The sequence below is a fragment of the Bdellovibrio sp. HCB2-146 genome (assembly GCF_047345725.1).
In the GTDB taxonomy this organism is placed as follows: Bacteria; Bdellovibrionota; Bdellovibrionia; order Bdellovibrionales; family Bdellovibrionaceae; genus Bdellovibrio.
The window spans coordinates 14,491-40,960 of record NZ_JBLEQP010000003.1 but is presented as its reverse complement, the minus strand read 5'-3'; the positions used below and the strand labels follow the sequence as shown (position 1 = coordinate 40,960).

Below are 26,470 nucleotides of genomic sequence, written 5' to 3'. Positions count from 1 at the left end.
TTCGAATGTACGCGATTATTTCTGAAAAGCTCAAGGTCTTGATTTCTGCAAAAGGAGCTGAGCCGATAGGCGTTTTTGCGAACGGTTATGAGCACAACTGGCTCTGGTCGGGGCAAGCGCCCTGGCAGCGAAGTGCTCCCTTGCTTTTTCCTATCGTAGGTCGACTTAAAGCAGACTCGTTCTCTCATGAAGGTCGAAATTTCAGCTTAGCTCAACATGGATTCGCTCGAGATGAGGTCTTTGATGTTGAGTTCAGCTCGCAACAAAAAATCAACTTATGCTTAAGGAGTAATTCGCGAACAAGTGAAAGATTTCCTTTTGATTTTGTATTAGGTGTTTCTTATGAAGTTCTTGATGCGAGATTGCTCGCGAAGTACACCGTCCAAAATGTAGGCCGAGAAGTCATGTATTTCAATCTCGGATGGCATCCCGGGTTTGTGTTGCCTCGGCACGAAAGTTCAAAGAAAAAACTGTCATCTCCTAAGTCTTTTCATAAGTATAGCTTGTTAGATAAAGGTCTTTTAAATTTTTCTTCACAAGTCGATTTGTTTGATGTGCATGAAGTCGATATTAAATCCAATAGTTTTGCAAGCGATGCGTGGGTATTTGTCAATAGCGGCCAACGCGAGGTGAATCTCTCTAACGAATCGGGCGACATGATTTCAGTGAAAGCCAATGCGCCCCACTGGGGAGTTTGGTCGAACGACCCTCTGAAATTTGTTTGTATTGAACCCTGGTGGGGGCATGCCGATGTTTCCAACGGAAGCGGCGAACTCAAAGATAAGCAAGGCATCCAATCTCTGGACCCGGGGACTGTATGGCATTCCGAAGCAGAAGTTGAATTTCGCTTTGGGCGACGTTAGTTTAGTTTGATTTTTGAAGAAGCAGTTGAGCTCCCTTACAGCTAAAATGAACCCCATCATGCCAAAAAGCCGGGGATCGATCGTCACTCGGAATTCCCTCAAAGAAATTAACAACCGATACACTAGAAGATTTCAAAGCTCTCAATTTATCAATCCACTCCAAATGCCTCTGATAAATATCCGGATATTCCTTCTTCAAGTTCTCAATGAATGTCGGATTGTACGGAGCGATCACAATAACGACCGCGACACCCTTGGAAGTTAACTCCGTAACCTTCTGTTCAAAAGCCGCCCAAGCCGCTGGATTTTGCGCCACCGGAAAAATCTGATTCACATAACTCTGATAAATCGAATCTACTTCCTTTTTCAAAGACGCAGGCGTTTCTTTCCCTTTATATTTATCACTCGCACACAGTTCGAAATCTGCATCCGAAGAGGCACCCTGATTCAAATTAATTTGATCGCGATGAGAGATGGAATAAATCGAAGCTTCCAAGGTGTTATGATCAATTAGTTTAAGAAGATCTTTAATGGCCGCCACAGACTGCTGATCCCGAAGTGATTCTGGAATATATCTCCTTAAATACGGGCTGTTTTTAATTTTGGCGTCCGCGTGTTCAGTAATCAGCTCAAAATAATCAGCCAGCCAAATCACGCGCTTCAATTTCAATCTTTCCTGCGCAATATTCAAAAATGCCAGCTTCGCCTTCATTTCCGCGCCACCGACTGAAAGATTCAAAGTTTTTAAACCGGTTTCTTTCTCTAGCCAAAGCGGGGACGTCGTTTCTCCACGAGAAGATCCCAAAATAATTTGCTCCGCATCTGGATGTGCGGCAATTTTCTGAGCGACTTGATAGTAAACGTTCACGGTCTGTCTGGTCGTATCAAGCGTGTCGCAGTGATAAAAGCATTGCGGATCGACGGCGTAATTGAATGCTGCCATTCCAATCAGCATCACAGCAGTTACTCCAGCTAGCATGTAAATCGACTTAAGCGCATTCATGTCATCACCTTAAAACTGGAAGTATAAAAACGGCGACTCTTCGCCCATATAAGAAAGACAAATCACAAATAACACAGCCAAAAGCAAAGCTCTCCAGAATCCCGGTTTGTAGTTTCTTTCCCAAGTATTCTTAGTGCAAAATGCCGCGAAAAGCCCGATCAGCAAAAGTGCAAAGAAGCGGTCCTTGTGTTTGATCGGGATATGAATCAGGTCCCACGTTAATTCACTGTTCACAAAGAAAACTTTTGAAAGCCAAACCCCTGCATCATGCATCGTCGGTGCTCTAAAGAAAACCCATCCCAAGCAGACCACGGCAAACGTCAATGGACCCTGCAAAAACCTCGGAATCACCTTCCAATTGCGATCCTTAAAGTAGCGTTCCACAGCCAGAACGCCGCCATGCAGAAAGCCCCAAACGACATAGGTCCAATTTGCCCCGTGCCAAAGTCCCCCAAGGACCATCGTGATTAATAAATTCCGATAGGTCAGAAGAGCGCCCCGGCGATTGCCGCCCAAAGATATATAGAGGTAATCACGCAACCACGAGGACAGAGTGATGTGCCAACGCTGCCAGAACTCCGTGATCGATCGCGACTTGTAAGGAGAATTAAAGTTCTGCGGGAACTGAATATTCATCATCAGTCCCAATCCAACAGCCATATCGGAGTAACCACTAAAGTCGAAGTAAAGCTGCATCGTATAGCCCAACATCGCCAGCCATGCTTCGGTGTTGGAGATGGATCCAAGACTATGAACCAATGGGTCGACCACCGCAGCCAGGCGATCCGCGATCAGCATTTTCTTCGCTAAACCAAACACAAAGAAATAGCAGCCCTTCCAAAAGTTTTCCGAGTGAAAAAAGTAAGTTTCAGAGGCTTCAAGTTGCGGGACAATCGTATTGTGACGAACCAGAGGGCCTGAGATTTGGTGGGGAAACAAGGTCACATAGCCCGCAAACTCTAACAAGTGCGGATGAGCTTCCGAAGTTCTACGATACACGTCAATGACGTAAGACATCGACTGAAACGTATAAAACGAAATACCGATAGGCAAAACCAGTTTTAAGGCGGGGAGTAATTGCTCCGAAAGTCCCAGAGCTCCGCCTAGTCCATTCATCGAGTCTGCAAAGAAATTGTAGTACTTAAAAAAGGCTAGGATCCCGAGATTGCAGGCCATGGAGGTCCACAAAAGCCAGCGCCGAGTAGACTGCGACTTCGCCGTATAAATAGCTTTCGCAATATAGAAATCTAGAACAACGGTGAAAAGTAGAAGGAAAACATAGACCGTGCTCCAATAACAATAGAAGAACACGCTCGATAGAAACAAAAACCAAAGTTGAGTTCGTTTATGGCTGATCCGGTAGTATCCGAGTAGTGTTAATGGTAAGAACAAAAACAAAAACGGATACGAATTGAAGAGCATCGACCGACATTAGTTTTTTTAATTGATATTGTCGAGTGAGAGCTAAGCGCTGTCCTTCTGAGATGCGGCGCGTAGGGAAGGGCCTAGAAGTATTGTTTCGAACGGTTTTAAGACTGCGCGCGTGGCGACGGTAAACATATTTACAGAAAGCCCCCAAAACATGAGCGCGCTCACGGCGAAACAATAAAGGCTCAATTCGATGAAGCTATTCTCGCCCCATAAATCGGTCGGAAAGGTCTGCGCAACCAGAACCTTGCGAAAAAAACCATGCCACAAAAAGATCTGAAAAGAAGCTCGTCCAAATTTCTCAAGCCAACTCATTCGACTAAAAGTTAAAACGAATGGAACAAATGCAATTGCGGCCAAAACATAGCCAGTCGCACGATTGGTAATTCCTTGGGTATAAGAGAGATTCATCGCGCTGAATGATTTAGCTCCACGAAGAAGGTCTTCTTTAAGGTATGGCAGTGCAACTATCGGCAGCATAAGTAATAAAAATGCCCCCAGCCAAAACATTCGCGAGTTGCGTTTTTGTTCAATAAAAACCAAAAAATTAGATCCATAGCAAAGGCCAGCTACAAAGAACGGCAAGAAAACAAATGTGCGTGATAGTCCTAATGGATAGCCGATAATGGAAAAGCAGCCTGCCATAATCGCGATGAGTGTGGAAAAAAAGAGGGGAAACCTAACTCTAGAAAACAGAGGAGCAGAGCTTCTCCAGATTGCGAGACTTAACAAGAACCACAGGGCCCAATACGGAGCCAAGCGAGTGATATATTCTGACAAATGCCCCTCCGATGCGAAAGAGATCCCTTCGTAAAGGAAGTTAAAAACTGCAAGTGGTAACACGACTCCTTGAGTAATTTTCAAAAAATTTTGTTTAGAAAAATCTTTTTTCGATGTGATGCCAGCTAAAAAAACAAAAGCTGGCATATGAAACAGGTAAATAGAGCGGAAAAGAAGGGTCATCGGAGTCGTTGTAAGATAGCGTTCGATCATATGCCCAAAGACTACTAAAAAAATTAAGGCGCCTTTGAGGGAATCGACTGAATGGTTCGTTTTTTGAGACATGCCGCGATGGTAATAATCAAATTAATATTTGTCTACTTTGCTAAGTCTAAAAGCTAAAGTTTTTAAATGAGTGGATGTCTGTTATTAGAGTAAAGATTCAAACCGAAACAAAGGCCCTCAAAGAACTTGCGTGAGTTTGATTCTCATCCTACAACTAAGTGTATGAAAGTCATCGAACATATTGAACGTGCCCGCGAACCCCTGTTTAGTTATGAGATCGTCCCTCCACCAAGAGGTCGTTCTGTTAAAGACCTTGTCGACGTTGTTGAGACGTTGGCCCCACTCAATCCGCCATGGATTGACGTCACCTCGCACAGCTCAACGGCCTATTATCAAGAAAAACTCGATGGCAGCATTCAAAAACGAACACTTAAAAAACGCCCGGGTACAATCGGCATTTGTGGCGTCATCCAAAACCGTTTCCGTATTGATACTGTCGCTCACGTTCTCTGTTTGGGATTTTCTCGCGAAGAAACAGAAGATGCGTTGATCGAACTGAGTTTTCTCGGAATTGAAAACGTTCTGGCTCTCAGAGGCGATTCGCCTAACTTCCAAAAGCAACTTCGCCCAGATCGCACAGCCAACCACTACGCTGCAGATCTCGTAGGACAAGTGAAAGACCTCAATCAAGGAAAGTTCCTTGATGAACTCGACAAAGCTCAACCGCTGAATTTCTGCGTTGGTGTTGCTGCTTACCCGGAAAAACATTTCGAAGCCGCGAGTCTTAAGCTTGATATCCAAAACTTGAAACGCAAAGTCGAAGCCGGCGCTGATTATATCGTCACGCAAATGTTCTTTGACAATAAAAAGTACTTTGCCTTTGTAGAGCAATGTCGTGCTGCTGGTATCACAGTTCCCATCATCCCAGGCCTTAAAGTTCTTAAATCTGTTCCGCAACTCAAAAGCATTCCGAAAAACTTCTACATTGATTTGCCAGATGCTCTTGTTGATGAAATCACAGAAAATCCAAATCACGCTGCAGAAGTCGGGGAACGCTGGACACGCCGTCAAACGGAAGAACTCTTGGCGGCCGGTGTTCCGGGTGTGCATTACTACGTCTTAAATGACGTGCACACAGTGGCTCGTATCGTAAAAAGTTTTAAATAGTTCTCTGAAATTTAGAAAGACCGTACGTAGATGAAAAAAAGCGCTTTACTTATAGAGCTAGAACAAATCATGCAAAAACGTCTGTTGTTCCTAGATGGAGCGATGGGAACGATGGTGCAGCTGCACAAGTTGCAAGAAGCAGATTATCGTGGCGAGCGCTTTAAAAATCACGGCAAAGATCTTAAGGGCAACAATGACCTGCTCGTGATGACCAAACCACAAGTCATCTATGATATCCATATGAAGTACCTCGAAGCGGGCGCGGATATCATTGAAACTAACACTTTCAACGGCACCACAATCGCACAAGCAGACTACGGTCTTGAGTCCATTGTTTACGAAATGAACGTGGAAGCTGCTCGTCTTGCTAAAAAAGCCTGCGATGATTATCAAAAACGCACCGGCAAAAAAACTTACGTTGCCGGAGCAATTGGTCCGACAAACAGAACTCTCTCGCTAAGTCCCGACGTTAATAATCCGGGCTATAGAGCTGTTACTTTCGACGAACTTAAAAAAGCCTACAAAGAACAAACTCTCGGTCTTCTTGAGGGTGGCGCTGATATCCTGTTGCCTGAAACAACTTTCGATACACTCAACCTCAAAGCCGCTCTTGTTGCCATCGCAGAAGTTGAAGAAGAGCGCGGCGAAAAATTACCTCTTATGCTTTCCGTGACAATCACAGATTTGTCAGGCCGTACTCTCTCAGGGCAAACGGTTGAAGCATTCTGGAACTCGGTTCGTCACTCAAAACCTTTGAGCGTCGGTATCAACTGTGCGCTTGGTGCTAAAGAAATGCATCCCTATATCCGAGAACTCGCACGGGTTTCGGATTGTTACATCTCTTGTTATCCAAATGCGGGTCTTCCCAATCCATTAAGCCCCACAGGTTACGATGAAACTCCAGAGTCTTTAGGCTACCAGTTGGGACTGATGGCCGATGAAGGTATCGTCAACGTCGTCGGTGGTTGCTGTGGAACAACTCCGGCGCACATCCAAAAAATTGCCGAGATGCTCGGCAATAAAAAGGTTCATGCAAAACCAACAAACATTCCTCCGATGATGAAGCTGAGCGGTCTTGAACCAGTGAATTTTGCCTGGGATCAAGTCAGAAGCTTTATCATGGTCGGTGAACGCACAAACGTCACAGGTTCTCCGCGTTTTGCAAAACTCATTAAAGAAGATAAATACGATGAAGCTCTGCAAGTGGCACGCAGCCAGGTTGAAAATGGTGCGAACGTCCTTGATATCAACTTTGACGAAGGCATGATCGACGGACCCGCGGCAATGACAAGATATTTGAATCTTCTCGCTGCTGAGCCAGATGTAGCCAAAGTTCCCGTAATGGTCGACTCCAGCAAGTGGGAAGTTCTTGAAGCGGGACTGAAGTGCCTTCAAGGAAAATCCATTGTCAATTCGATCTCCCTTAAAGAGGGTGAGGAAGTTTTCTTACAGCACGCAAAGCTGATTCAACGCTATGGTGCAGCGGTTGTTGTCATGGCATTTGATGAGCAAGGGCAAGCCGCGACTAAAGAAGATAAAATCCGTATCTGTAAACGCGCTTATAAACTTCTAACGGAAAAAGCCAACTTCGATCCATGCGATATTATCTTCGACGCAAACATCCTGACTGTTGCAACGGGCATGGAAGAGCATAACAACTACGGCGTTGATTTTATCGAAGCCGTTAAAGAAATCAAATCCAGCTGCCCAGGAGTTTTCACTTCTGGAGGTGTTTCAAATCTGAGCTTTAGCTTCCGTGGAAATAATAAAGTCCGTGAGGCGATGCACGCGGTCTTCCTCTATCACGCTATTAAATCAGGTCTGGATATGGGGATCGTCAATGCCGGTATGCTTGAGGTTTATGAAGAAATCGAGCCGCATCTTCGCGACCTTGTTGAAGCCGTTGTTCTAAATAAAAATCCCAAAGCTTCAGAAGAACTCTTGAAAGAAGCAGAAAAGTACAAAGTTGAAAAAGGGGCAGAGAAGGCTACGGAAACTGAAGACTGGCGGAAGGGCTCTTTGCAAGAACGCATGACTCATGCTCTGGTGAAGGGTATCGACAGTCATATCGTTGAAGATACAGAAGAAGCACGCCAACAACTCGGTCGTCCACTGAACGTCATCGAAGGTCCTCTCATGGAGGGGATGAAAGTCGTTGGAAAGCTTTTCGGTGAAGGGAAAATGTTCCTTCCGCAAGTCGTAAAAAGTGCGCGCGTGATGAAAAAAGCCGTGGCCTATCTTGAGCCGTACATGGATGCAGAAAAAGCCGCGAGCAATAGCCTTAATAGCCAAGGTACTTTCGTTATTGCGACGGTAAAAGGTGACGTTCACGATATCGGTAAAAATATCGTTTCAGTCGTCATGGCATGTAACGGTTATAAAGTTATCGACCTTGGTGTCATGGTGCCAGTACAAAACATCATCAAAGCTTGTGAGGAAAACAAAGCGAATCTTGTCGGCTTAAGTGGCTTGATCACACCCTCGCTTGAGGAAATGGCTTACAACTTAAACGAATTCCAAAGATCAGGTCTAAATATCCCGGTGCTAATTGGTGGCGCGACAACAAGTAAGATCCATACTGCGGTGAAATTGGATCCACATTATCCAGGCGTGGTTGCTCACGTGGCAGATGCCTCACTCGTCGTAGAAGTTTGCAACAAACTTTTAAGTCCGAATGTGGGTGCTGCGTTCTCGAAAGAGACAAAGCAGTTAAATCAATCCCTCAGAGAAAACTACCTCAGCAGCTTTGATGAATCTGAAAAGGTCACAATCGAAGAAGCTCGCTCGAAGAAGTTTACAACGGATTGGAATCAAGCGGAGCTTTCAGTTCCTAATCGCAAAGGTGTATTTGAAGTTCCAGTGAGCGTAGAAGACGTCCGTCAGTATATCGACTGGAGTCCATTCTTCTGGGCATGGGAACTTAAGGGTACATTCCCGAATATCCTAAAATCCGATAAATACGGCGTTGAAGCGACAAAACTTTATAATGATGCTCAGGCCTTGCTTGAAAAAATCATCAAAGAAAAGCGCGTTCAACCAAAAGCTCTTGTTGGTATTTACAAAGGTAAATCCCAAGACGAAAACGTTTTCATCAGAGATGAAGCTAACAACTTGGTAGCGACAATGCACTTTGATCGCCAACTTCGTAAGAAAACGGCGACTAATAACATTCACTACAGCTTGGCAGACTTTATCGCGCCAGTTGAACACAGCAGAGAAGATCATATGGGTTTCTTCGTCGTCACGGCTGGTAATCAAATCGAAGCCATGGCTCACGAGTTTGAAAAAGAAAACGACGATTACAGCTCGATTCTAGTAAAAGCAGTCGGTGACCGTATCGCCGAAGCATTGGCAGAATACACGCACAAACACGTGCGCGGAATTTTTGGAATCAAAGAAGATCTAACAAATGCAGATTTGATCGCCGAAAAATACCGCAGTATTCGTCCTGCACCAGGTTATCCTGCCTGCCCGGATCACAGCGAAAAAGCTAAAATCTGGAAGCTCCTAGGTGTAGAAGAGAAAATCGGCGTCAAACTCACAGAGAACTACGCGATGACTCCGCCAGCGAGTGTATCGGGTTATTACTTCATGAGCCCGCACGCGAAATACTTCGCAGTCTAAGATCATCTCTTCTGGCCCCTTGTTGGCATTATTCTAGCTATGAATGATGTCAATAGGGACGGTTCTCATTGAGATCGAATCTGGAGCGTATTTATCGCTTCAGAGAGCTCATTTCGGGCGCCTGTCCATAAGTTAGACGTTGGAAGTGCTCCAACAAAGGCAGAGGTCAGAATGAAAAGTTTAATGATGATTTTACTCACGTTAGTAAGCTCAACCACTTTCGCGGGTGTACGCTATGACTGCATTACCAATGGCGTCCCTCTTTTTAGCTCTCAAGGAAAACAAATCAGCGATCAGCGCCAATCCGAAGTGAGATACGAGGTTCGTGGCAGCGAGAATGGAAACCTCGTGGTTGGCGATCATGATTTTATTATTTGGCATAAAACTGAATCAGTCGCGATTTTGGCAAAAGGCCAAGAGGGAATGCTTCTCCGTCGAGTTTTGCCTCTAGATAAGCCTGTTGAAGTTCAACTCGACGTCAACTATCTCGGCCAACGAAAACAAGTCCGTTGCGAAATTCGCAATATCTAAAAGCGAATTCGCACACCCACACCCGCATCAAGATCCACATCGGTTCTTGGTGCGATATCCAGAGCTAAAGACAGCTCGCCGAAGATTTCAATATTAGGATTGTGCAGATTAAAAATCAGACCCAGTGGCGCGCGAGGACCAATCGCCACATCGCCATCATAGTCGCCTTTATTAATAGAAATCACGCGGACCCCTAAGCCGTAATAAAGATCGAGCGGACCTTCGCTTGTCGCCCAACTGCGGGCCCGGTCCCAGAGATAGGTTCCGTGCAAATGCAAACCTGTATAGCGACCTGTTGAGAACGCCAACGCACCTTCAAGCGAGTGCTGTCCATCAAGTCCCACACGACCGGAAAGGCCGGTAGGATCGCCGATAACCACACCAACTGCGGCATCTGCATGTGCATTTAGAGAGCAAAAAATCAAAGCCAAGCTGCAAAGAAGTATTCTAATCACGAAGCCCCACCTTTTTTACGAAATCTTGACAATGTTAACCGAAAGGGGGGCAAGAGAAAAGCTTTCGATCTCAGAACTAGATTATGATCAGAAGTTTTACGAAAGAAGCTAAATTCGATTTTGAATAATAAGCTCTTTGTATCCGGTTTCTTCGTCGAATTTTCGCTCGAATATCAAATCCTGATTTTCTTGAATCAAAATTTCCACCGTCGTGAAAATCAAACATCCATCCATCAGGTGACCACCACGCACGCGACCTTCAAAATCAGAAAAAGAAATATGCATGTGCAAAGATTCTGCCGACAAAGTTCCCGTCAAAGATACGATTTCAAACGGACCGTTAAACTCAACAGTGTCTTTGCCACCCGAGAGGCGAATATGTGCTTTGTTAAGACTTCCGACCGCACTTAAAATGACCCCAGCATGGATATGATGTGTTTGCGCATAAAAGAGTAATTCTTTCTTTAGATCTTGCCCTGGTCTCAAACGGAAACAATGGTTCGTAACTGAGCTGGTAAATGTTTGGACACCCATCAAATCCCCCTGCATTTTCGGTCGTCAAAGGTCGAAATTAACACAAGAAAAACTTTGAACTGCCGAATGAAAGGGCTATCCTAAATATAACTCCCTCGAGGATAGGACAGCCCATGAAAATCTATTCTGATATCACAAAAACCATTGGTCAAACCCCTCTCGTTGAAATGCAAAGACTTGGTAAGGATTTGCCGGGCCGTCTGCTGCTCAAACTTGAATTTTTTAATCCCCTGGCGTCTGTAAAAGACCGTATCGGACTTGCGATGGTCGAAGATGCGGAACGCACAGGGAAGTTAAAATCTGGAATGGAAATCATTGAACCCACAAGTGGTAACACAGGTATTGCGTTAGCCTTTGTTGCGACTGCTCGCGGCTATCCGATTACTCTTGTGATGCCAGAAACAATGTCGCAAGAGAGAAGAACTTTATTGCTTCTATTAGGCGCGAAAATCATTCTAACTCCAGGCCCTCTTGGAATGAAGGGTGCTATCGCCAAAGCCATGGAGCTTGTCGATAAAAATAAAAATGCCTGGATGCCAGCGCAATTCGATAACCCGGCGAACCCAGCAATTCACAAAGAAACCACTGCGATTGAAATCTGGAATGACACCGATGGGAAAGTCGACATGGTCATCAGTGGTGTAGGAACTTCTGGAACAATCACAGGAGTTGGACAGTTTTTGAAAGCGAAAAAAAGCTCAGTGAAAATGATTGCCGTGGAGCCTGTAGAAAGCCCGGTGCTCTCGGGCGGAAAACCCGGGCCTCATAAAATTCAAGGTATTGGTGCGGGCTTTGTACCTTCGGTGATGGATCGCTCTGTCGTTGACGGTGTCGAACAAGTTTCATCAGAAGAGTCCCTACGTGTGGCAAGAGAAGTGATTAAGACAGAAGGCATCCCGGTGGGGATTTCATCTGGCGCTTCCATTTGTGCGGGCCTTCGTCAAGCGGCAAAGCCAGAGAATAAAGGCAAGCTGATCGTGGTCATTGTTCCAAGCACGACCGAGCGCTATCTTTCAACTTTGCTCGCCGAACAAGAGCGCAATGAAGCGCAACAACTTCAAGTGGTCACAGTTGATGAGTCGTATCTAGCAAAAGTAAAATAAGGAGAAAAATTTGGTCCCGTTTGTAGTACCAGCCAAAGACAAAGTTCTTGTGAAGATCGGGGAGGGAGAAAAAAATCTCGTTCACCCCTCTGAGATCTCAATCTTTGTTTGGAACGTCTACAAGGGCCAAAAGGCACATCTCTTCACCAAAGATTTCTTGCAGTTGGGGACAAACAAAGACTTCATCCTGTTGCAAGAAGCGACAGTCGATGCCTACATGCCCAAAATTTGGGAACAGAATTTTAAAAACTACGAGTGGAATCTCGCTCAGAGTTTTCACTATAAAAAAGATCTTTCCAGTACGGGTGTGGCGATTGGCTCGAAGCTCACACCTCAGACTGTGGATTTTATTCGTGCAAAAACACGCGAGTTTTTTTGGCTCACGCCAAAGCTCACACTTTTTAGTGAATATGATCTTGGCGGGCAGCGAGCGCTTTTCGTGTGCACGCATGTTTTGAATTTTGTGACGACCGGGGCATTTTCAAATTCACTTTATGAAATCGCGGAAAAGGTTTCGGCTTTTAAGGGTCCAGTTGTATTAGCTGGAGATTTCAATACGTGGAACTTTAAACGCTATATGATTATGCGCTCGATTTTTCGGGAACTAGGTTTAGAACATTTAGATCTCGAAAATGATGGACGCGTGTTAAAGCTTGATCACGTTTTTGTGCGCGGCTTTGATGTTCTCAAGGCCGAAGTTCACCATACGGTTTTAAGCTCCGACCATTTTCCTTTAGAAATTAAATTACGACTTTAACTTCGTTGCCACAAAGAGCGAAGAGGAAGCTTTCTCAGGCTGACAAGCTCTGCACCCAAGGTTGCACCAAAGAGCCACAAAACTCCTGCTTGGAATGTCATCTCATGACTTAAGATCGAGAATGTTCCGAGTGACAAAAGAGCCAAGGACGCAATACTCAGAGTGCGAGTGCGAAGAAGTAGATACCACTCTTCGTTTTTCATCAGCAGACGCGCTAAAATAAAAGTACAAGCTAAATAGAAAGCTCCACAGAAGCTGTGACAGAAGGTGGGAGAAATCTCCATAAACACATGCATCAAACCTTCACCATGACCCACGAGGCGCACGCCAAACTGAGAGCAGGCCGCAAGGGAAACAGCAGATCCTAAAAGATGAATCAGTCCCAGCTTAAACGCGACATGCAAAGGACGCGCTTGTTCTTTTTCTAATTGCGCACGAAGATTTGCCAGCACGCGAGCCGACGGAACTTCGGAAGAAGAGTCATTCATAAAAGATTTAAAATCATTCTTGATATCTTTCATTAGGATTCTCCTTTCTTAGCACTCAAACCTTTTAAAAATTTTAAACTGCGACTGACGATTTGGCGGATATTGCTTTCCGATTCATTCAGAACTTCGGCAATCTCCTTGTATTCCAACTCGTCCAGGTAACGTAAACGAATCACTTCCTGCTCCCGGCCTTTCAGTTGGCCCAAAAGCTCTTCAGTTTCTTCTTTAATAGGAGTGAGGTCGTCGTTTTGTGACAGATCCAAAGGAAGTTCGGCAAAATTTTTAAGTTCGCGGTTTCTATAGTCTTTTAATTCGCTTCGAGAGATGACATAGATCCAGGCCAGGGCCGAGTATTTGGCGTTATAAAGGTGCTTCTTGCGATAAACCTGCATAAAGACGATCTGGAGCAGGTCTTCGGATTGGTCACGCGTCAGGCCTCGTTTGAGGGCATACGAAAGCACTCTTCCCGAGTGTCTCAAATAGAGAACATCCAATGCCTTTGGATCTCCATCAGCAAGGAGATTCAAAAGTTCTTCATCTGAATGATCTTCAAGTTTTTTCACGCGATCTCGATTCTTTGTAAGCCCATCCTAAATGCTCTTGCTACAAGGCACAAGCGGACCTTTTGCCTGATTCTTAAGCACCCCCGGGAGGTACGCCGTACCTTTTTGAATTGCGCCGCGTAATTTCACGTCCGCAGCGCAACGCGTTTTCATTTCGTGTTTCGCACTCTTAATTGACTGGATGCAATGAAATACGTTAACCCTAAGCCTTCGTAATTTAAACGAGAAATCAAACATGGAGTGCAACAATGTTCAGTGAATCTTTGCTAATCTCTCCAGCAATTGCCGGAGTTATTGGTTTGGTCGTTGCTTTGGCTTTGTACCTTCGCGTGAAGGCACAACCAGCAGGTAACGAAACTATGAATCGCATCGCGGGCTACGTTCGCGAGGGTTCGATGGCTTTCCTTGTGCGTGAGTACAAGGTTCTTTTCGTCTACGCAATCGTCGTAGGCTTGGCGCTTTGGTTCGCATTGGGCGGAATCGCAGCAGGATCATTCATCCTTGGTGCTTTCTTGTCTTTGCTTGCCGGCTTCTTCGGTATGAAAGCTGCGACTTACGCAAACGTTCGTACTTCTCAAGCAGCGACTACGGGTTCAAAAGCAGCAGCATTGCTAGTTGCTCTTGATGGTGGCGCGGTCATGGGTCTTTCAGTAGCGGGTCTTGGCCTTATCGGTCTTGGCGCGATCTACATGTGCTTCAGAGGTACTGAGCACGTTGGAACTATTCTTCACTCATTCGCAGTGGGTGCTTCTTCGATCGCTCTTTTCGCACGTATCGGTGGTGGTATTTACACAAAAGCAGCTGACGTTGGTGCCGACATCGCTGGTAAAGTTGTAGAGAACATTCCTGAAGACGATCCACGTAATCCAGGCGTTATCGCGGATAACGTTGGTGACAACGTTGGTGACGTGGCAGGTATGGGTGCAGACATCTATGAATCAATGGTTGCTGCTATCGTTTCTGCAATGGCGATTGCTTTGACTATCCCAATGGAAAAATTGACTTCACTTGTGACAAGCGGTGAGGCTGAAGCAGCTCGTACAGCGGGCGTGACTTTGCCATTGTTGCTTTCAACTTTGGGTCTTGTGATCTCTATCATCGTGATCTTCGCAGCTCGTATTTTCAAAAACGGCAAACCTGCGACAGTTCTTCGTAATGCTTTGATCTTCCCACCAATCATTTTGACTGCGGCTTCATTTATTTTGATGCCAATGTTCGGTATCTCTCAATCAGTAACTGTTGCTTTGGCAGCAGGTGCGTTTGGTGGTGCATTGATCGGTTTGATCACTGAGTACTACACAGCGGCTCGTCCTATCCGTTTGGTTGCTGAGGCAGCTTTGACTGGTGCGGGAACTGGCGTGATCCGTGGTTTGGCTGTTGGTATGGAATCAACTGCAATCCCAATGTTGATCGTTGTTGCAGCGGCTTACATCGCTGACCACGCTTTGGGTCTTTACGGTATCGCTATCGCAGCAGTTGGTATGTTGGCTGGTACAGCAGTTGTTATGACTGTTGATGCTTACGGTCCTATCGCTGACAACGCGGGTGGTATCTCTGAAATGTCAGGTCTTGGTAAAAACGTTCGTGACATCACTGACGAATTGGATGCTGTTGGTAATACAACTGCAGCTATCGGTAAGGGTTTCGCGATCGGTTCTGCGATCTTGACAGTTCTTGCTCTATTCTCTGCATTCAACATGGAAGTGAACCATGTTCGTTTGCAACAAGGCCTTCAAGCAATGTCACTTGATTTGACATCTTCAGGCGTTTTGATCGGTATCTTGATCGGTTCCATCCTTCCGTTCCTAGTTGGTTCAACAACTATGACTGCGGTAGGTAAAGCGGCTCAAAAAATCGTGGTTGAAATTGCTCGTCAATTTAAAGAAATCCCTGGTCTTCGCGAAGGCAAGGCAGAACCACAACCAGCTAAGATCGTAGACATCGCAACTCAAGCGGCTTTGTTTGAAATGATCTTGCCAGGTATGATCGCTATTCTTGCTCCAGTAGCAGTTGGCTTCATCTTGGGTCCACAAGCTCTTGCAGGTCTTCTTGCAGGTTCATTGGCGGTAGGAGCGACTTTGTCTCTTTATATGGCCAATGCGGGTGGTGCATGGGATAACGCTAAGAAATTCATCGAAAAAGGTGGATTGCCAGGTCATCCAAAAGGTTCTGACGCTCACAAAGCGGCAGTTGTCGGTGACACTGTAGGTGATCCGTTCAAAGATACTTCTGGTCCTGGTATCGCTATCTTGATCAAAGTTATGTCTGTCGTATCGTTGTTGATCGCTCAGTTGATCGCAACTATCGGCGGCTAGTAGTTTTTCAAAAACGAAAACTTAGAGCCCTCACTGTGAAAGCAGTGGGGGCTTTTTTTTTTAGGACTTCGGAACTGTTTGTTTGAGAATGTGTGACAGATTCGTATTTATTGTTTACCTCTAAGGTATGCGAAGGATTTTGACTTGTGTGATTTTGGTTTTGCACCTAAGCGCTTGCGGAGAGATTTATTCTTCTCTTAGTGACGTGAAAGATCCGTCGAGTGTTTTTCCAGAAGACATTATTTATAAGCCTGTCGGTGCCTGTGATGATGGAACACTCTCGTTTGTTGTGATGGGGACAGCTGGAATTAAGCTATGGGAAGATCCCGCTTCTGTTTTAACTGGGCAAATAGAGCTTTACATTCATCCCGATCGCACCTTCGATGCACGCTATCGTGAATTTGATTTTACCAGCACACAGTATGAGCAATTCATTCACTCGCAAATTTCAATTGATTGGGAAAGTAGTGTGATTCGTTTTGTGGGCTTGGGCGATGGCAAAGTGACGAAATTCAACGGACGAACTTACTTGGATTTAACATTTACGCATGCATTGAACTCGTCACTATTGCTTGGAAAATCCAGTCGCTTTCGAATTCTTAAATCAGATCAGGGACTCGATACCGACAAAGCGGACTATTGTGGATTCTGAGTCAGCTTAGTTTTTCGTTGTTAAAACCCAAATGCCGACCAAAATAAACAATGCGCCTGAAACATAACGCATAATTTGTGGATTGAGAAAGTTTCCAAGGAATCGTCCAAAGATCACGCCAAGTGCTCCAGCTAGTCCTAAAGCTAACACAACCGCGAATAAAACAGTCGCTGTAGATTTAGTTTGTGATGATGCGGCTAGAGCAGCGAATTGGGTCTTGTCGCCCATCTCTGCGAGGAATATTGTTAGAAATGTGCTCGCAAAAATTTTCCAGTCCATCATTGATCCTTTGTTGAAACCAAAAAATAAAGGCACACGAAAGGGAAAGCAAGTTTGAAAAGCCGTTTCATTGCCGCCATGGACCTTTTGCAAGAGGAGGCCACTCAAGGGGATCTCAGCTTGCGCCGAGTATTTGAAATACTCGGGGAGGAAGGTCATGCGATGCTCATGCTTTTCTTTTGTTTGCCATTTGTTCAGCCAATTCCCATTCCTGGACTTTCAACTCCACTGGGTTTTTTAATCATTCTAGTAGCGATTTTTCTTTTCCGCGAAAGACCACCGTGGCTTCCCAAACGCTATGAAAAGTTAAAAATATCCGCTGATGTTGTCATTCGTGTTTCCAATGTGGCGGAACGCATTTGGAAAGTGATCTCCAAAATTGTGAAGGCGCGCATGGAATTCTTCCATGATCTTTTGCCATTTCGCTTGTTGAATCTCGTGGTTTTTATTGGCAATGCCATGTTGTTGTCGCTGCCATTACCCATTCCGTTTTCAAATACCGTTCCGGTGATTGGTATTATCTTCTGCGCCGTCGGCCATATCGAAAAAGACGGTCTTTTTATCCTTTTTAGCTATCTCTGGTGTCTCATAGTAGCGAGCTTCTTTATGTCGCTTGCGATGGGCGCCGTCCATCTTGTTAATTTTTAGGTACGAAGGTCTAGAATCTAGGTTCTTGCATTAGGACCTCGCAGTCTTTGAGGAGATCAGGAAAGCTTTGCTACACTGGTCCTCGAGGGAGGTTCAGATGTTTAAGTTTGTATCCGCATTGACGATGGTTCTAGCAATGAGTTCTTTCGCGTTCGCGCAAGGTGAGACGATGTCTCCTCCAGGTGATGGTCCTTGTGCCAAAGATGTTCAAGCTTTGTGCCCAGGTATTGAACCAGGTGACGGTCGAATTGCAAAATGTATGCATGAGAATAAAGCTAAATTATCCGCTGAGTGTAAAGCTCAGAAGGAAAAAATGAAAGCTGCATTCAAAGAAGTGAAAGAAGCTTGTCATGATGACGTAGAAAGATTTTGCGGCGATGTGAAGCCGGGAAGAGGTCGCATCATGAAATGTATGAAAGAGCATCAAGATAAACTGTCTGCTTCATGCAAAACAGAAGTAGAAGAAATGAAAAAAAATAGAAGAGGAAAATAGTATTCCTTCATGAGAGAGAAGAGTCTTCGTCTTAGTCTTTTAGACGCTTTTTTATGTTCACTGATGATTGGGGCTGGTGAAACTTATTTGCCAGCCTATTCTTTATCAATCGGCATGGGAGAAATCTTTGCCGGTGTGCTTTCGACTCTTCCAATCGTGAGTGGTGCTTTTTTGCAGCTTCTCACGCCACGCGGTTTACAGCGCGTGCAATCTCATAAGCATTGGGTTGTGGCATCGGCCACGTTACAGGCTCTGACATTTATTCCACTGATTTATTTCTCAGCCACTCGCGCTCCCAATTTCTGGATGCTTTTCTTAATCTTGACCCTTTATTGGGGATCGGGATTTGCCGCGGGTCCGGCGTGGAATTATTGGATGGGGCGACTGGTGCAAGTCGAAGAAGGAAATAAATACTTCGCTCGTCGCGCACAAATTTCTCAAATCGGTATTTTAATTGGTCTGGTTGCTGGTGGTGTGGCCCTTCATAACAAGGTTGAAATCGGCCCGTTTTCGTCAGTCTTTACATTGTTATTTATTTTTGCCTGTTCATGTCGTTTGTTTTCTTCGTTTATTTTATCTTCTCAGTATTTTGATCCTTCGTGGAGAAACTCTCCAAAACTGGGATTCCGCGCTTCTTGGGCGGTGTTCTGGAACAATAAATCGAAAAGACAGTTTTTCTTGCGCCTGGTGCCTTTCCAGATGGCGGTCTTTATTTCTTCGCCCTTCGTCGCTCCTTACATGATTGCGCAAGTGAAAATGGACTACGGCACGTACATGGTGGCCATCGGTATTCTCTTTGTCGGTAAAATTCTAACACTGTCGTTAGTCGATCGTTTTAAGTCCTCATTGTCGGGCGCAAAACTTTTTATGTTTGGTGCGGCTGCCATTGCGCCACTGCCAGCGATGTGGGCGGTGAGCAGTGATGTGACGTTTATTTATGCTTTGCAATTCGTAAGTGGTATGACGTGGGCGTGTGTGGAAGTGGGACTTTCTCTGATCTTCTTTAAAGATTTGCGCCAAGAAGAAAAAGTTCCAGTTACAACTGTCTACAATCTTTTAAATTCCTTGGCAATTATCGTCGGTACTTTTGTGGGTGGTAAGATTCTTTGGTATTTTGGCCAACAGGATTTCCACAGTTATGCGTTTGTGTTCGTTGCGGGTTCCGTCGGTCGTTTGGCGTCAACATGGCCACTGTATCGCTACTTCCGCGCTCATTCAGCTGAAGGTATTCCCGTTATCGCGACGGCGGAAAAAGCTTCTTAAATTCTCGGTGTAAATTTTTATCATGATAAGGATCTTCTTTCGCTTGAAGATCCTCTTCAGAATATCCAGAGAAAATATCTAAAACAACCAGAGCTCGATCATTCACTTCAAAACGGGCCCGCCACGTGCGGTATGCAATTACAAACTCATTGCCATCAGCTTTTACGCGTTTTTTCTTCCCATTCGTGGGTTCATACTCCAACTGATGCAATAAAAACGAACGCAGTTGGGTGAGCTCTTGATTCTCCAAATGCTGAAGCTTTTTTTCTGCATCTGGCGTAAACGAAACTGCAAATTTTTGAGCTTCAGCTAACCAGGCAGGCTCTACTCCGGGAAAGGAATCAGCATATGCCACATAAGGCTTAATATCTAAAATCGGACTGCCATCTAAAATGTCAGCACCAGTCACCGTGATTGAGAGCTTGGAGATACTTCTAATTTCCACACAGCTCATACCGATGCCATTGGGGCGGTAAGGGGAGCGAGTGGCGAAAACACCGATCTTAGTGTCGCGCCCTCTTGGTGGCAACACCATTGGATTCCAATGCGGATTGTGATGAAACTGAAAGATCACCCAAATCATGGGACATAGCTCAATTCCGATCAGAGCTTGTTCAAACTGTTGTCCGGGTAAAAGCTCGATGACACCTTCTGCATGGTGTTCGTCAGGCTGTCGACCGGCCTCATAAGGATGAACCTGTGAACTTCTAAAATATCCAATCGGAGAGATTTCTATTTTGTCTGCCACTGGCGCATCCATTCAAATCCAGCAACAGCAGCTGTCACTCCCACATTCAAAGAGTTCTTGCGACCTCGCAGTGGAATAATTCTTGTTTCATCCAAAACTTTTAAAATCTCAGGATCAAGGCCAAACCTCTCATTGCCTAAAACGAAAGCTGTTGGTTCTTGAACAAACGGTTCATAGAGATCTTGCGCGGCAGCAGCCGTTTCAAGAGCAATGATGCGATAGCCATCTTCTTTTAAAGACTCTAGGCATTCAAGTAACTTTCCGCCTTCTTCCCAAGCGATATAGTCTTGAGTTCCCATAGCTGTTTTCTCAACTTGCCCTTGCGTTGGAGTAGGCGTGTAACCACAAAGAATCACACGTTCGGCCCCCACGCACTCAGCGGTTCTAAAAATGGATCCAACGTTAAAGGCAGAACGAATATTGTCGAGGACAAAAACCAAAGGCAATGTCTCATGTGGTTTTTCGGCGCGATCATTTTCAACAACTAAAAACTCATCATCGCGCAGGTTCTTATTTAAAAGTCTCTCGAATGGCAGCGAGAAATTAATAAAATGCTGCAAGCTCATGCTGACTGTTAAATGCTTTGTCGTCTCTGTGAGTCTCGAAACATCAGGATTGGCAGAAGAAGAGAGAGCAAGGATGAGTTTTTTAAGCTCATCCAATTTTTTCGCGTCAAAGTGAAAATCTCTTTCTGATTTCTCCAGGCTTAAGAAACGCTGGTGGATTTCTTCAAGAGATTTTCGATCTTGAGCAGATAAGGACATTATTTTACCCGCTGGCCGACTTGAGCGCCGTCATCCGGAAAAAGCAAGAACAAGTCGCTGCCGCCTGTGCCAGCGGCTAAAACCATTCCTTCAGACATACCGAACTTCATTTTACGAGGTGCCAAATTCACGCACACAAGTAATTTACGACCGATCAATTGCTCCGCCTTGTAAGCTGCTTTGATTCCAGAAATAATCTGACGAATCTCGCCGCCGCCAACATCAATTTTCAAACGAAGCAATTTATCAGCTTCTTTGATTTCTTCAGCTTCAACAACCAAACCGACACGTAGCTCGACTTTTTCAAAGTCAGCAAACTCAATCACGCCTGGAGTTGTTGGCTCAGCAGCGGCTTTCTTCGGCGCAGCCGTTGCCGCAGGAGCTGTTGCTTTTTTCGCTGCTTGAATGGATTCATTCAATTTACGACTTTCTTCAATCATGGCTTTGACTTTGTCCGCCTCTACGCGCACAGCCAAATGTTCGTAATCTTGAATAGGTCTGTTTGTCAGAACCTTTTGTAAATCCGCCCATTGGTAATTTGCCTCACCAAAAAGTTTTTCAACTTTCGCCGTATAGTGCGGAAGAATTGGTTTTAAATAAATCGCGAGCAAGCGGAAAACATTTAAGGTTGTCGTCACCACCTGCTTCGTTGCTGTAGGGTTGGTCTCCAATGTTTTCCATGGGGCTTTTTCGTCGAAATATTTATTCGCCTCATCGGCAATTGCACGAATTTCATTCGTTGCTTTATGGAAGTCACGATTTTCAAAATGTTCAGCAATTGTTACTGCGCGATCTTGAGCTGACTTAATCAAAGCCGCTCCTTCCGCGTCTGGCGTACTCATCATGCCGTCCATTTTCTTTTTCAACATTTGTCCACCACGAGATCCCAAGTTTGTGATCTTACCTACTAGGTCTGAGTTCACGCGATTGACTAAATCTTCCAAGTTCAAATCGATATCATCAACAGAACTGCTCAATTTCGTTGAATAGTAATAACGAAGATATTCTGGGTTCAAATGATTCAAGTAAGTACGAGCGGCAACAAATGTTCCTTTCGACTTCGACATTTTTTCGCCGTTGACCATCAAGTGACCATGCACGAAAACTTCATTTGGCGTGCGATAACCTGCAGCCTTCAAGAAAGCCGCCCAGAAAATCAAATGAAAGCGCGCAATGTCTTTACCGATAAAGTGGTAGATCTCGCGTTGAGAGTCTTGCCAGATGTCTTGCAAAGTCTTGCCCTGAGCTTTGGCCCATTGCTGAGTTGATGCCATATACCCCATTGGGGCATCCACCCATACATAGAAGAATTTATTATTGTCAGTGCCCGGAATTGGGAAACCAAAGTACGGAGCGGAACGAGAGATGTCGAGATCATGCAAATCTTCGTTAAACCACTCCAGCATTTTTTTTGAAATTTCAGAAGAAGAGTGTTTCGGAATCCATTCTTGCAGATATTCCTTAAAATCATTGAGTTTAAAGAAAATACTGTCGCTCGCTTTGAGGACTGGCGGATTGCCGCAGATCGAACAATGCACATCCTTCATGTCAGAAGGAGCATAAGTGGATCCGCACACATCACAAGAATCGCCGTATTGATCTTTTGATCCACACTTCGGGCAAGTTCCTTTAACAAAGCGATCCGGTAAGAACATCTTGTCATGTTCACAGTAATACTGCTGAATCGGTTTTGTGCGGATATGTCCGCCTTCTTGCATTTTTTTGTAGAAGTACTCGCACAGTTCTTTGTTCTCGGGTGAATTCGTTGAACCGTAATGAGAGAACTCAATCTGGAAATCAGCGAAATCTTGAACGTGTTCTTTATGGCTTTCTGCAATCAATTGCTCAGGCGTGATACCGCGCTCGCGAGCTTTCACCATGATCGGAGTTCCGTGAGTATCATCAGCGCATATAAAAACGCAGTCATGACCACGCATGCGTTGGAAACGAGCCCAGAAGTCGGCTTGAAGGTATTCTACCAAATGGCCAATATGAATATATCCATTGGCATAGGGAAGAGCAGTGGTCATGAGGATTTTGCGTTGCTGACTCATTCAATCTCCGGAATCTAAAAACTTAACGGCGACCCTTAGGGGCGCCACTCGACGCGGCCTGAATCCAAGTGGTACATGGCCTTGGTTACTTTTACCTCACCTGAAGCAATGGCGTCACGCAAGATTGCAGAGCGTTCCATCAAATCACGTGTCACCCCTTCGACATTAGCCCAAGACTCATCAAGGACTCCTGTCGATGGTTTTTGACTCGCAAATTGCTGTAAATGAGGTTTTAAATCATTCACCAGGCCATTCATTGCCGGGCTTCCCATGTCAGCACCTTGAAGAGCTTGTAAAGTCGCGCGAACAGCGCCGCAAGACTCGTGACCCATAACGACAACAAGGTTCGCACCTAAGTGTTGAACGGCGTATTCGATACTGCCGACGACGTTATTATCTAAACTTTCCCCAGCCGTGCGCACCACGAAAACTTCGCCTAATTTTTGATCAAATACGACTTCTGGCGGAACGCGAGAATCGCTGCAAGATAAAATCACAGCGTGAGGCTTCTGTCCTGCCACCAGGCGAATGCGGTCTGAGGAATGGGCACCATCTTTTCGGAAAAAGCCTTTCACAAAACGCGTATTTCCATTTTTAAGCCATCCGAAAGCCTTCTCTGCAGGCACCGGTCCAGCTTCGCGTTTGTTTTTTCCGTGTGTGTCTTGAACATGTTGGGCGGCAGCGGCCACAGCCTCTTTCATCTCTGCCGCTTGTTCTTGTGCTTCTGCATGGGCATCACCACTGACTGGAATTTTTGTCACTTCCTTGCCATCGCGAACTGTCGCAGCAGCAGGAGCTTCTTTCGTATTTCCCGCAGCATCTTTCAGAACAACTTTCATTTCTTGATTCGGAGTGCGGCGAGTTGTCCATGAGGAACATGCAGTAAGGGCGGACAAAGTCACAAATAATAAGGCGAACTTTTGCATAATTTTTCTCCCGTTGTCGTAAGTCTCTATTGTCAGGACCTCCATCGAGGGGGTCAAATTAAAAAAGGAAAAATCTTTTCCCTCTCGGCAGAGCGAGGAATAGAGTGAAAAGGGGAGATACCAAAATGAATTTACCAATTCTTGATTCCGCTGAAGCTCTTCGCCGACTCGCCAGCAAAACACATAAACTGCAAGAGTCTTATTTAGCCATGTACAGCACCTGGCTTGACGGAATTACCAAAGAAGCACCTCTAATGTTAGTTCCAGTGGACGATCATCTTGTTCATCGTGGTGATGGTGTGTTTGAGGCCATCAAAGTGGTGCAAGGCCGAGCTTTTTTACTTGAGCCGCATTTAGACCGTTTGGTCTCCTCAGCCGAAAAAATCTTTTTGCCACTTCCAAAGACACGTGCCGAAATTCGCGAGATTATTCTTCAAACCACGAAGTTAACGGGCGTTTCCGATGTGCTCTTGCGCCTCTATATCTCCCGCGGTCCAGGGGGATTCACGACCAATCCATATGACTCAGTGGGCTCGCAAATGTATTTGATTGTCACAAGTCTTAAAAGTCCGGCGGCTGAAAAATATGAAAAAGGAATTCAAATTGGGAAAAGTAAAGTTCCAGTCAAGGACTCATGGCTCGCGCAAATCAAAACCTGCAACTATCTTCCCAACGTCTTGATGAAAAAAGAAAGCGTTGATCGCGCATTGGAATTCACTGTCGGGTTTGATGCTCAAGGCTTTCTTACGGAATCCAGCACTGAAAATATCGTGATTGTCGATCAGAGGGGAAAACTCGTTCGTCCCAAGCTCCGTCAAATTTTAAAAGGTACAACGATGATGCGAGCCTTTTCATTGGCCGAAGCTCTTTTGCAGGATGGGACCATTACAGGTATCGAAGAGCGTGATATTTCTGAAGCTGAAGTTTTCGCAGCAAAAGAGCTGATGATGATTGGAACGACATTGGATGTCTTACCAGTCATTTCCTATGAAAATCAAAATGTGGGAAGTGGGCAGGTGGGGCCTGTCGCTAAAAAACTTTTAGCTCTGTTAAGAGAAGATATGAAAAAGGGGCCGTTTTCGACCCCTGTATTTGATTAAACTTCGAGTTGAATTTTATCGAGAAGCTCTGGATCACTTAACACAGCTTCGCCGCCTTTGGCGATAGCTGTGAGCGGTTCCTCAGCCACGCGCACCGGTAAGCGAACCTCATTTTGAATTCGCAAATCAAAATCGCGAATCAAGGCGCCACCACCAGCTAACACCACGCCATTTTCGATGATGTCCGAAACCAGTTCTGGCGGCGTGTGTTCAAGTGCGCGGTGAACGGCATTGATGATCTCTTGCAAACAAGAGTTCATCGCAAGGCCCACGTCTTCAGAGCTCACTTCAACAGTTTTCACCATTCCAGTATCTGCATCACGACCTTGTGCAGTTGTTGTGCGAATATCTTTTTTGGGAACCGCCGTTCCTACAGTAACTTTAAGCATTTCAGCTGTTTGATCCGAGATGATCAAGCGCTTGTAACGTTTAAAGTAATCAATAATCGCATCGTCAATGCGGTGACCACCCACGCGGGCTGCTTCACAGTAGACAATATCAGCAAGTGCGATCACCGCGACTTCCGTTGTTCCGCCGCCAATATCGATAATCATATTACCCAAAGCACCCTTGACGTTGAGTGAAGAGCCAATAGCTGCTGCCATGGGTTCATCAATCAAAAACACATCTTTTGCGCCAGCACCTTTACAGGATTGGATAACAGCTTTTTTCTCTACCTCAGTGGCTCCATAAGGAAGCGACACCACAACACGAGGGCGAGAAAAGGCCGACTTCACTCCAGGCTTACTCAGAAAGTGAGTGAGCATAATTTCTGTTGTTTCAAAGTCTGCGATTACACCGTCGCGAATTGGTTTTTGCGCAAAGATACTTCCGGGATTGTTTGCCAGTTTTTCTTTGGCGTCGTTACCCACAGCAATAACGCGTTTTTTACCGGGACTTGTTTGTTGGTAAGCAATCAAAGAAGGCTCATTTAAAATGATGCCTTTCCCACGTGCTGCAATCAGGGTGTTGGCAGTGCCAAGATCCACGTAAAGATCTGCCGCCGTACCAGCTTCGTCTCTAAAAAGCCAAGAAAACATAATTAGTTTCCAAATCCTTTTTGACTGTCGAATGGGAAAGTCACGAAAAGAGAAATATAAGAGTAGGATTTATTCAACTCAATCCCAACCTCGCCACCGAAAGTGACTTCGTTCCATTCTTGATGGTGGAACTCAGTTCCCACAACCAAGTTTGAGGCTACGTAGTTATCTTCTTTCGTATTGAGAAATGTAAACGGAACGGCCAAGTAAGGCACAGTCAATCCATAGATTGTGTCAAACTTCTTACTTACAAGTGGAGCCGCTTGAAGTTCTAAAAAGTTTTCGTCCTCATCACGTGCCATGCCGACACCACCGCGAATACCCATTGCTGGCTGATTATCAACGTCAGGGAATGGAACCCATTTCACACTGGCAAAGGCGTTAAAATCAATGGCTCCTGCGCCCATCATAATACGCGCACTTGTTGAGTCGTTGATGTTTGTATCAAAGAAGACATCAAAATTCGCACCGCCATCTCGGTTGGTGAGAAGTTGTGGCTCAAGACCCACTTGATATTTTCCTGCTGGAAGAATCTCACCAGACTCTGCCATGCTCAAATAAGCTTTCGCAGAAGACGTCGTAAGAAAGAGACCTAAAACAAAGTATTTAGCTAATTTCATGAAGAAAAACCTTTCGATCTAAAAATCGTATCGACTTGCGAATCATT

26 protein-coding genes are annotated in these 26,470 nt (G+C 45.2%); 12 read left to right on the top strand and 14 right to left on the bottom strand.

The window, feature by feature from the left end; genetic code table 11:
- Positions 1–5: 5 nt before the first annotated feature.
- Entirely contained in the window at positions 6–863 is an 858-nt protein-coding gene (locus tag ACLWOR_RS18030; protein ID WP_413942228.1) for a hypothetical protein, read from the top strand.
- Position 864: 1 nt separating this feature from the next.
- Here ACLWOR_RS18030 and ACLWOR_RS18025 read toward each other — a convergent pair whose 3' ends face one another.
- The 3 genes from ACLWOR_RS18025 to ACLWOR_RS18015 all read right to left on the bottom strand — a co-directional run bounded on the left by ACLWOR_RS18025 (position 865) and on the right by ACLWOR_RS18015 (position 4,359).
- The gene (locus ACLWOR_RS18025) at positions 865–1,866 is read right to left on the bottom strand and encodes a hypothetical protein (protein WP_413942227.1); all 1,002 of its coding nucleotides are present in this window, start codon (positions 1,864–1,866) and stop codon (positions 865–867) included.
- 9 nt (positions 1,867–1,875) lie between these two features.
- Positions 1,876–3,042 (bottom strand): MBOAT family O-acyltransferase, encoded by a 1,167-nt coding sequence (locus ACLWOR_RS18020; protein ID WP_413942225.1) that lies wholly within the window; start codon positions 3,040–3,042, stop codon positions 1,876–1,878.
- A gap of 288 nt (positions 3,043–3,330) precedes the next feature.
- A complete protein-coding gene (locus ACLWOR_RS18015) occupies positions 3,331–4,359 on the bottom strand; it encodes an acyltransferase family protein (RefSeq protein WP_413942224.1) in 1,029 nt (342 codons plus the stop codon).
- Between the two features lie 162 nt (positions 4,360–4,521).
- Here ACLWOR_RS18015 and ACLWOR_RS18010 point away from each other — a divergent pair, with 162 nt between their 5' ends.
- The 3 genes from ACLWOR_RS18010 to ACLWOR_RS18000 all read left to right on the top strand — a co-directional run bounded on the left by ACLWOR_RS18010 (position 4,522) and on the right by ACLWOR_RS18000 (position 9,621).
- Positions 4,522–5,466 (top strand): methylenetetrahydrofolate reductase, encoded by a 945-nt coding sequence (locus ACLWOR_RS18010; protein ID WP_413942222.1) that lies wholly within the window; start codon positions 4,522–4,524, stop codon positions 5,464–5,466.
- A gap of 30 nt (positions 5,467–5,496) precedes the next feature.
- Positions 5,497–9,090, top strand: coding sequence for a methionine synthase (gene metH / locus ACLWOR_RS18005; RefSeq protein WP_413942221.1), 3,594 nt, complete (start codon positions 5,497–5,499; stop codon positions 9,088–9,090).
- Between the two features lie 171 nt (positions 9,091–9,261).
- The gene (locus tag ACLWOR_RS18000) at positions 9,262–9,621 is read left to right on the top strand and encodes a hypothetical protein (protein WP_413942220.1); all 360 of its coding nucleotides are present in this window, start codon (positions 9,262–9,264) and stop codon (positions 9,619–9,621) included.
- On the opposite strand, the gene ACLWOR_RS17995 is transcribed toward ACLWOR_RS18000, so the two are convergent.
- Together ACLWOR_RS17995 and ACLWOR_RS17990 are read right to left on the bottom strand one after the other, a co-directional pair.
- The gene (locus ACLWOR_RS17995) at positions 9,618–10,076 is read right to left on the bottom strand and encodes a hypothetical protein (RefSeq protein ID WP_413942219.1); all 459 of its coding nucleotides are present in this window, start codon (positions 10,074–10,076) and stop codon (positions 9,618–9,620) included. The two genes, ACLWOR_RS18000 and ACLWOR_RS17995, sit on opposite strands and share 4 nt — an antisense overlap.
- Before the next feature lie 108 nt (positions 10,077–10,184).
- Positions 10,185–10,610, bottom strand: a complete 426-nt coding sequence (locus ACLWOR_RS17990) for a PPC domain-containing DNA-binding protein (protein WP_413942218.1) — start codon at positions 10,608–10,610, stop codon at positions 10,185–10,187.
- A gap of 113 nt (positions 10,611–10,723) precedes the next feature.
- Here ACLWOR_RS17990 and cysK point away from each other — a divergent pair, with 113 nt between their 5' ends.
- Positions 10,724–11,713 carry a cysteine synthase A gene (gene cysK, locus ACLWOR_RS17985; protein ID WP_413942217.1) on the top strand — a complete coding sequence of 330 codons (990 nt, stop codon included), beginning with the start codon at positions 10,724–10,726 and terminating at the stop codon, positions 11,711–11,713.
- A gap of 10 nt (positions 11,714–11,723) precedes the next feature.
- A complete protein-coding gene (locus ACLWOR_RS17980; RefSeq protein ID WP_413942216.1) occupies positions 11,724–12,470 on the top strand; it encodes an endonuclease/exonuclease/phosphatase family protein in 747 nt (248 codons plus the stop codon).
- Here the strand turns inward: ACLWOR_RS17980 and ACLWOR_RS17975 are convergent.
- Together ACLWOR_RS17975 and ACLWOR_RS17970 are read right to left on the bottom strand one after the other, a co-directional pair.
- A complete protein-coding gene (locus ACLWOR_RS17975; RefSeq protein WP_413942215.1) occupies positions 12,467–12,991 on the bottom strand; it encodes a hypothetical protein in 525 nt (174 codons plus the stop codon). The genes ACLWOR_RS17980 and ACLWOR_RS17975 overlap by 4 nt on opposite strands.
- Positions 12,991–13,521: an RNA polymerase sigma factor gene (locus tag ACLWOR_RS17970; RefSeq protein WP_413942214.1), complete on the bottom strand. Its 531-nt coding sequence runs from the start codon at positions 13,519–13,521 to the stop codon at positions 12,991–12,993. The genes ACLWOR_RS17975 and ACLWOR_RS17970 overlap by 1 nt, the downstream gene beginning before the upstream one ends.
- 248 nt (positions 13,522–13,769) lie before the next feature.
- Here ACLWOR_RS17970 and ACLWOR_RS17965 point away from each other — a divergent pair, with 248 nt between their 5' ends.
- Both ACLWOR_RS17965 and ACLWOR_RS17960 read left to right on the top strand, forming a co-directional pair.
- Positions 13,770–15,836 (top strand): sodium-translocating pyrophosphatase, encoded by a 2,067-nt coding sequence (locus ACLWOR_RS17965; protein WP_413942213.1) that lies wholly within the window; start codon positions 13,770–13,772, stop codon positions 15,834–15,836.
- 127 nt (positions 15,837–15,963) lie between these two features.
- The gene (locus ACLWOR_RS17960) at positions 15,964–16,488 is read left to right on the top strand and encodes a hypothetical protein (RefSeq protein WP_413942212.1); all 525 of its coding nucleotides are present in this window, start codon (positions 15,964–15,966) and stop codon (positions 16,486–16,488) included.
- A gap of 6 nt (positions 16,489–16,494) precedes the next feature.
- On the opposite strand, the gene ACLWOR_RS17955 is transcribed toward ACLWOR_RS17960, so the two are convergent.
- On the bottom strand, positions 16,495–16,770 hold the full coding sequence (locus ACLWOR_RS17955; protein ID WP_413942211.1) for a TMEM165/GDT1 family protein: 276 nt from the start codon (positions 16,768–16,770) through the stop codon (positions 16,495–16,497).
- Positions 16,771–16,821: 51 nt separating this feature from the next.
- Here ACLWOR_RS17955 and ACLWOR_RS17950 point away from each other — a divergent pair, with 51 nt between their 5' ends.
- From ACLWOR_RS17950 to ACLWOR_RS17940, 3 genes are all read left to right on the top strand, one after another.
- Positions 16,822–17,415, top strand: coding sequence for an exopolysaccharide biosynthesis protein (locus ACLWOR_RS17950; protein ID WP_413942210.1), 594 nt, complete (start codon positions 16,822–16,824; stop codon positions 17,413–17,415).
- Positions 17,416–17,512: 97 nt separating this feature from the next.
- Positions 17,513–17,908: a cysteine rich repeat-containing protein gene (locus ACLWOR_RS17945; protein WP_413942209.1), complete on the top strand. Its 396-nt coding sequence runs from the start codon at positions 17,513–17,515 to the stop codon at positions 17,906–17,908.
- Between the two features lie 9 nt (positions 17,909–17,917).
- Positions 17,918–19,171 carry an MFS transporter gene (locus tag ACLWOR_RS17940; protein ID WP_413942208.1) on the top strand — a complete coding sequence of 418 codons (1,254 nt, stop codon included), beginning with the start codon at positions 17,918–17,920 and terminating at the stop codon, positions 19,169–19,171.
- On the opposite strand, the gene tsaA is transcribed toward ACLWOR_RS17940, so the two are convergent.
- The 4 genes from tsaA to ACLWOR_RS17920 are packed head-to-tail and all read right to left on the bottom strand — an operon-like array spanning position 19,143 to position 23,663.
- Positions 19,143–19,919, bottom strand: coding sequence for a tRNA (N6-threonylcarbamoyladenosine(37)-N6)-methyltransferase TrmO (tsaA, locus tag ACLWOR_RS17935; RefSeq protein ID WP_413942207.1), 777 nt, complete (start codon positions 19,917–19,919; stop codon positions 19,143–19,145). The two genes, ACLWOR_RS17940 and tsaA, sit on opposite strands and share 29 nt — an antisense overlap.
- Positions 19,904–20,683 carry an RNA methyltransferase gene (locus tag ACLWOR_RS17930; RefSeq protein ID WP_413942206.1) on the bottom strand — a complete coding sequence of 260 codons (780 nt, stop codon included), beginning with the start codon at positions 20,681–20,683 and terminating at the stop codon, positions 19,904–19,906. Before ACLWOR_RS17930 ends, tsaA begins: the two co-directional genes overlap by 16 nt.
- Positions 20,683–22,737, bottom strand: a complete 2,055-nt coding sequence (gene metG / locus ACLWOR_RS17925) for a methionine--tRNA ligase (protein ID WP_413942205.1) — start codon at positions 22,735–22,737, stop codon at positions 20,683–20,685. Before metG ends, ACLWOR_RS17930 begins: the two co-directional genes overlap by 1 nt.
- A 35-nt stretch (positions 22,738–22,772) precedes the next feature.
- A complete protein-coding gene (locus ACLWOR_RS17920) occupies positions 22,773–23,663 on the bottom strand; it encodes a carbonic anhydrase (RefSeq protein ID WP_413942204.1) in 891 nt (296 codons plus the stop codon).
- Positions 23,664–23,788: 125 nt separating this feature from the next.
- On the opposite strand from ACLWOR_RS17920, the gene ACLWOR_RS17915 reads away from it, so the two are divergent.
- Positions 23,789–24,763, top strand: coding sequence for an aminotransferase class IV (locus tag ACLWOR_RS17915; RefSeq protein WP_413942203.1), 975 nt, complete (start codon positions 23,789–23,791; stop codon positions 24,761–24,763).
- Here the strand turns inward: ACLWOR_RS17915 and ACLWOR_RS17910 are convergent.
- Positions 24,760–25,803, bottom strand: coding sequence for a rod shape-determining protein (locus ACLWOR_RS17910; RefSeq protein WP_413942201.1), 1,044 nt, complete (start codon positions 25,801–25,803; stop codon positions 24,760–24,762). The two genes, ACLWOR_RS17915 and ACLWOR_RS17910, sit on opposite strands and share 4 nt — an antisense overlap.
- Before the next feature lie 2 nt (positions 25,804–25,805).
- Positions 25,806–26,423, bottom strand: coding sequence for a hypothetical protein (locus ACLWOR_RS17905; RefSeq protein WP_413942200.1), 618 nt, complete (start codon positions 26,421–26,423; stop codon positions 25,806–25,808).
- Positions 26,424–26,470 lie beyond the last annotated feature (47 nt).

What these genes read in the sequence shown, in the direction of transcription:
- ACLWOR_RS17965 (WP_413942213.1), top strand. Translation starts at nt 13,770, where the DNA reads ATGTTCAGTGAATCTTTGCTAATCTCTCCAGCAATTGCCGGAGTTATT.
- ACLWOR_RS17975 (WP_413942215.1), bottom strand. Translation starts at nt 12,991, where the DNA reads ATGAAAGATATCAAGAATGATTTTAAATCTTTTATGAATGACTCTTCT.
- ACLWOR_RS18000 (WP_413942220.1), top strand. Translation starts at nt 9,262, where the DNA reads ATGAAAAGTTTAATGATGATTTTACTCACGTTAGTAAGCTCAACCACT.
- ACLWOR_RS17940 (WP_413942208.1), top strand. Translation starts at nt 17,918, where the DNA reads ATGAGAGAGAAGAGTCTTCGTCTTAGTCTTTTAGACGCTTTTTTATGT.
- ACLWOR_RS18015 (WP_413942224.1), bottom strand. Translation starts at nt 4,359, where the DNA reads ATGTCTCAAAAAACGAACCATTCAGTCGATTCCCTCAAAGGCGCCTTA.
- ACLWOR_RS17930 (WP_413942206.1), bottom strand. Translation starts at nt 20,683, where the DNA reads ATGTCCTTATCTGCTCAAGATCGAAAATCTCTTGAAGAAATCCACCAG.
- ACLWOR_RS17915 (WP_413942203.1), top strand. Translation starts at nt 23,789, where the DNA reads ATGAATTTACCAATTCTTGATTCCGCTGAAGCTCTTCGCCGACTCGCC.
- ACLWOR_RS18010 (WP_413942222.1), top strand. Translation starts at nt 4,522, where the DNA reads ATGAAAGTCATCGAACATATTGAACGTGCCCGCGAACCCCTGTTTAGT.
- ACLWOR_RS17955 (WP_413942211.1), bottom strand. Translation starts at nt 16,770, where the DNA reads ATGATGGACTGGAAAATTTTTGCGAGCACATTTCTAACAATATTCCTC.
- ACLWOR_RS18030 (WP_413942228.1), top strand. Translation starts at nt 6, where the DNA reads ATGTACGCGATTATTTCTGAAAAGCTCAAGGTCTTGATTTCTGCAAAA.
- ACLWOR_RS17920 (WP_413942204.1), bottom strand. Translation starts at nt 23,663, where the DNA reads ATGCAAAAGTTCGCCTTATTATTTGTGACTTTGTCCGCCCTTACTGCA.
- ACLWOR_RS18025 (WP_413942227.1), bottom strand. Translation starts at nt 1,866, where the DNA reads ATGAATGCGCTTAAGTCGATTTACATGCTAGCTGGAGTAACTGCTGTG.
- ACLWOR_RS17990 (WP_413942218.1), bottom strand. Translation starts at nt 10,610, where the DNA reads ATGGGTGTCCAAACATTTACCAGCTCAGTTACGAACCATTGTTTCCGT.
- ACLWOR_RS17910 (WP_413942201.1), bottom strand. Translation starts at nt 25,803, where the DNA reads ATGTTTTCTTGGCTTTTTAGAGACGAAGCTGGTACGGCGGCAGATCTT.
- cysK (WP_413942217.1), top strand. Translation starts at nt 10,724, where the DNA reads ATGAAAATCTATTCTGATATCACAAAAACCATTGGTCAAACCCCTCTC.
- metG (WP_413942205.1), bottom strand. Translation starts at nt 22,737, where the DNA reads ATGAGTCAGCAACGCAAAATCCTCATGACCACTGCTCTTCCCTATGCC.
- ACLWOR_RS17945 (WP_413942209.1), top strand. Translation starts at nt 17,513, where the DNA reads ATGTTTAAGTTTGTATCCGCATTGACGATGGTTCTAGCAATGAGTTCT.
- ACLWOR_RS18020 (WP_413942225.1), bottom strand. Translation starts at nt 3,042, where the DNA reads ATGGCCTGCAATCTCGGGATCCTAGCCTTTTTTAAGTACTACAATTTC.
- ACLWOR_RS17905 (WP_413942200.1), bottom strand. Translation starts at nt 26,423, where the DNA reads ATGAAATTAGCTAAATACTTTGTTTTAGGTCTCTTTCTTACGACGTCT.
- ACLWOR_RS17960 (WP_413942212.1), top strand. Translation starts at nt 15,964, where the DNA reads ATGCGAAGGATTTTGACTTGTGTGATTTTGGTTTTGCACCTAAGCGCT.
- metH (WP_413942221.1), top strand. Translation starts at nt 5,497, where the DNA reads ATGAAAAAAAGCGCTTTACTTATAGAGCTAGAACAAATCATGCAAAAA.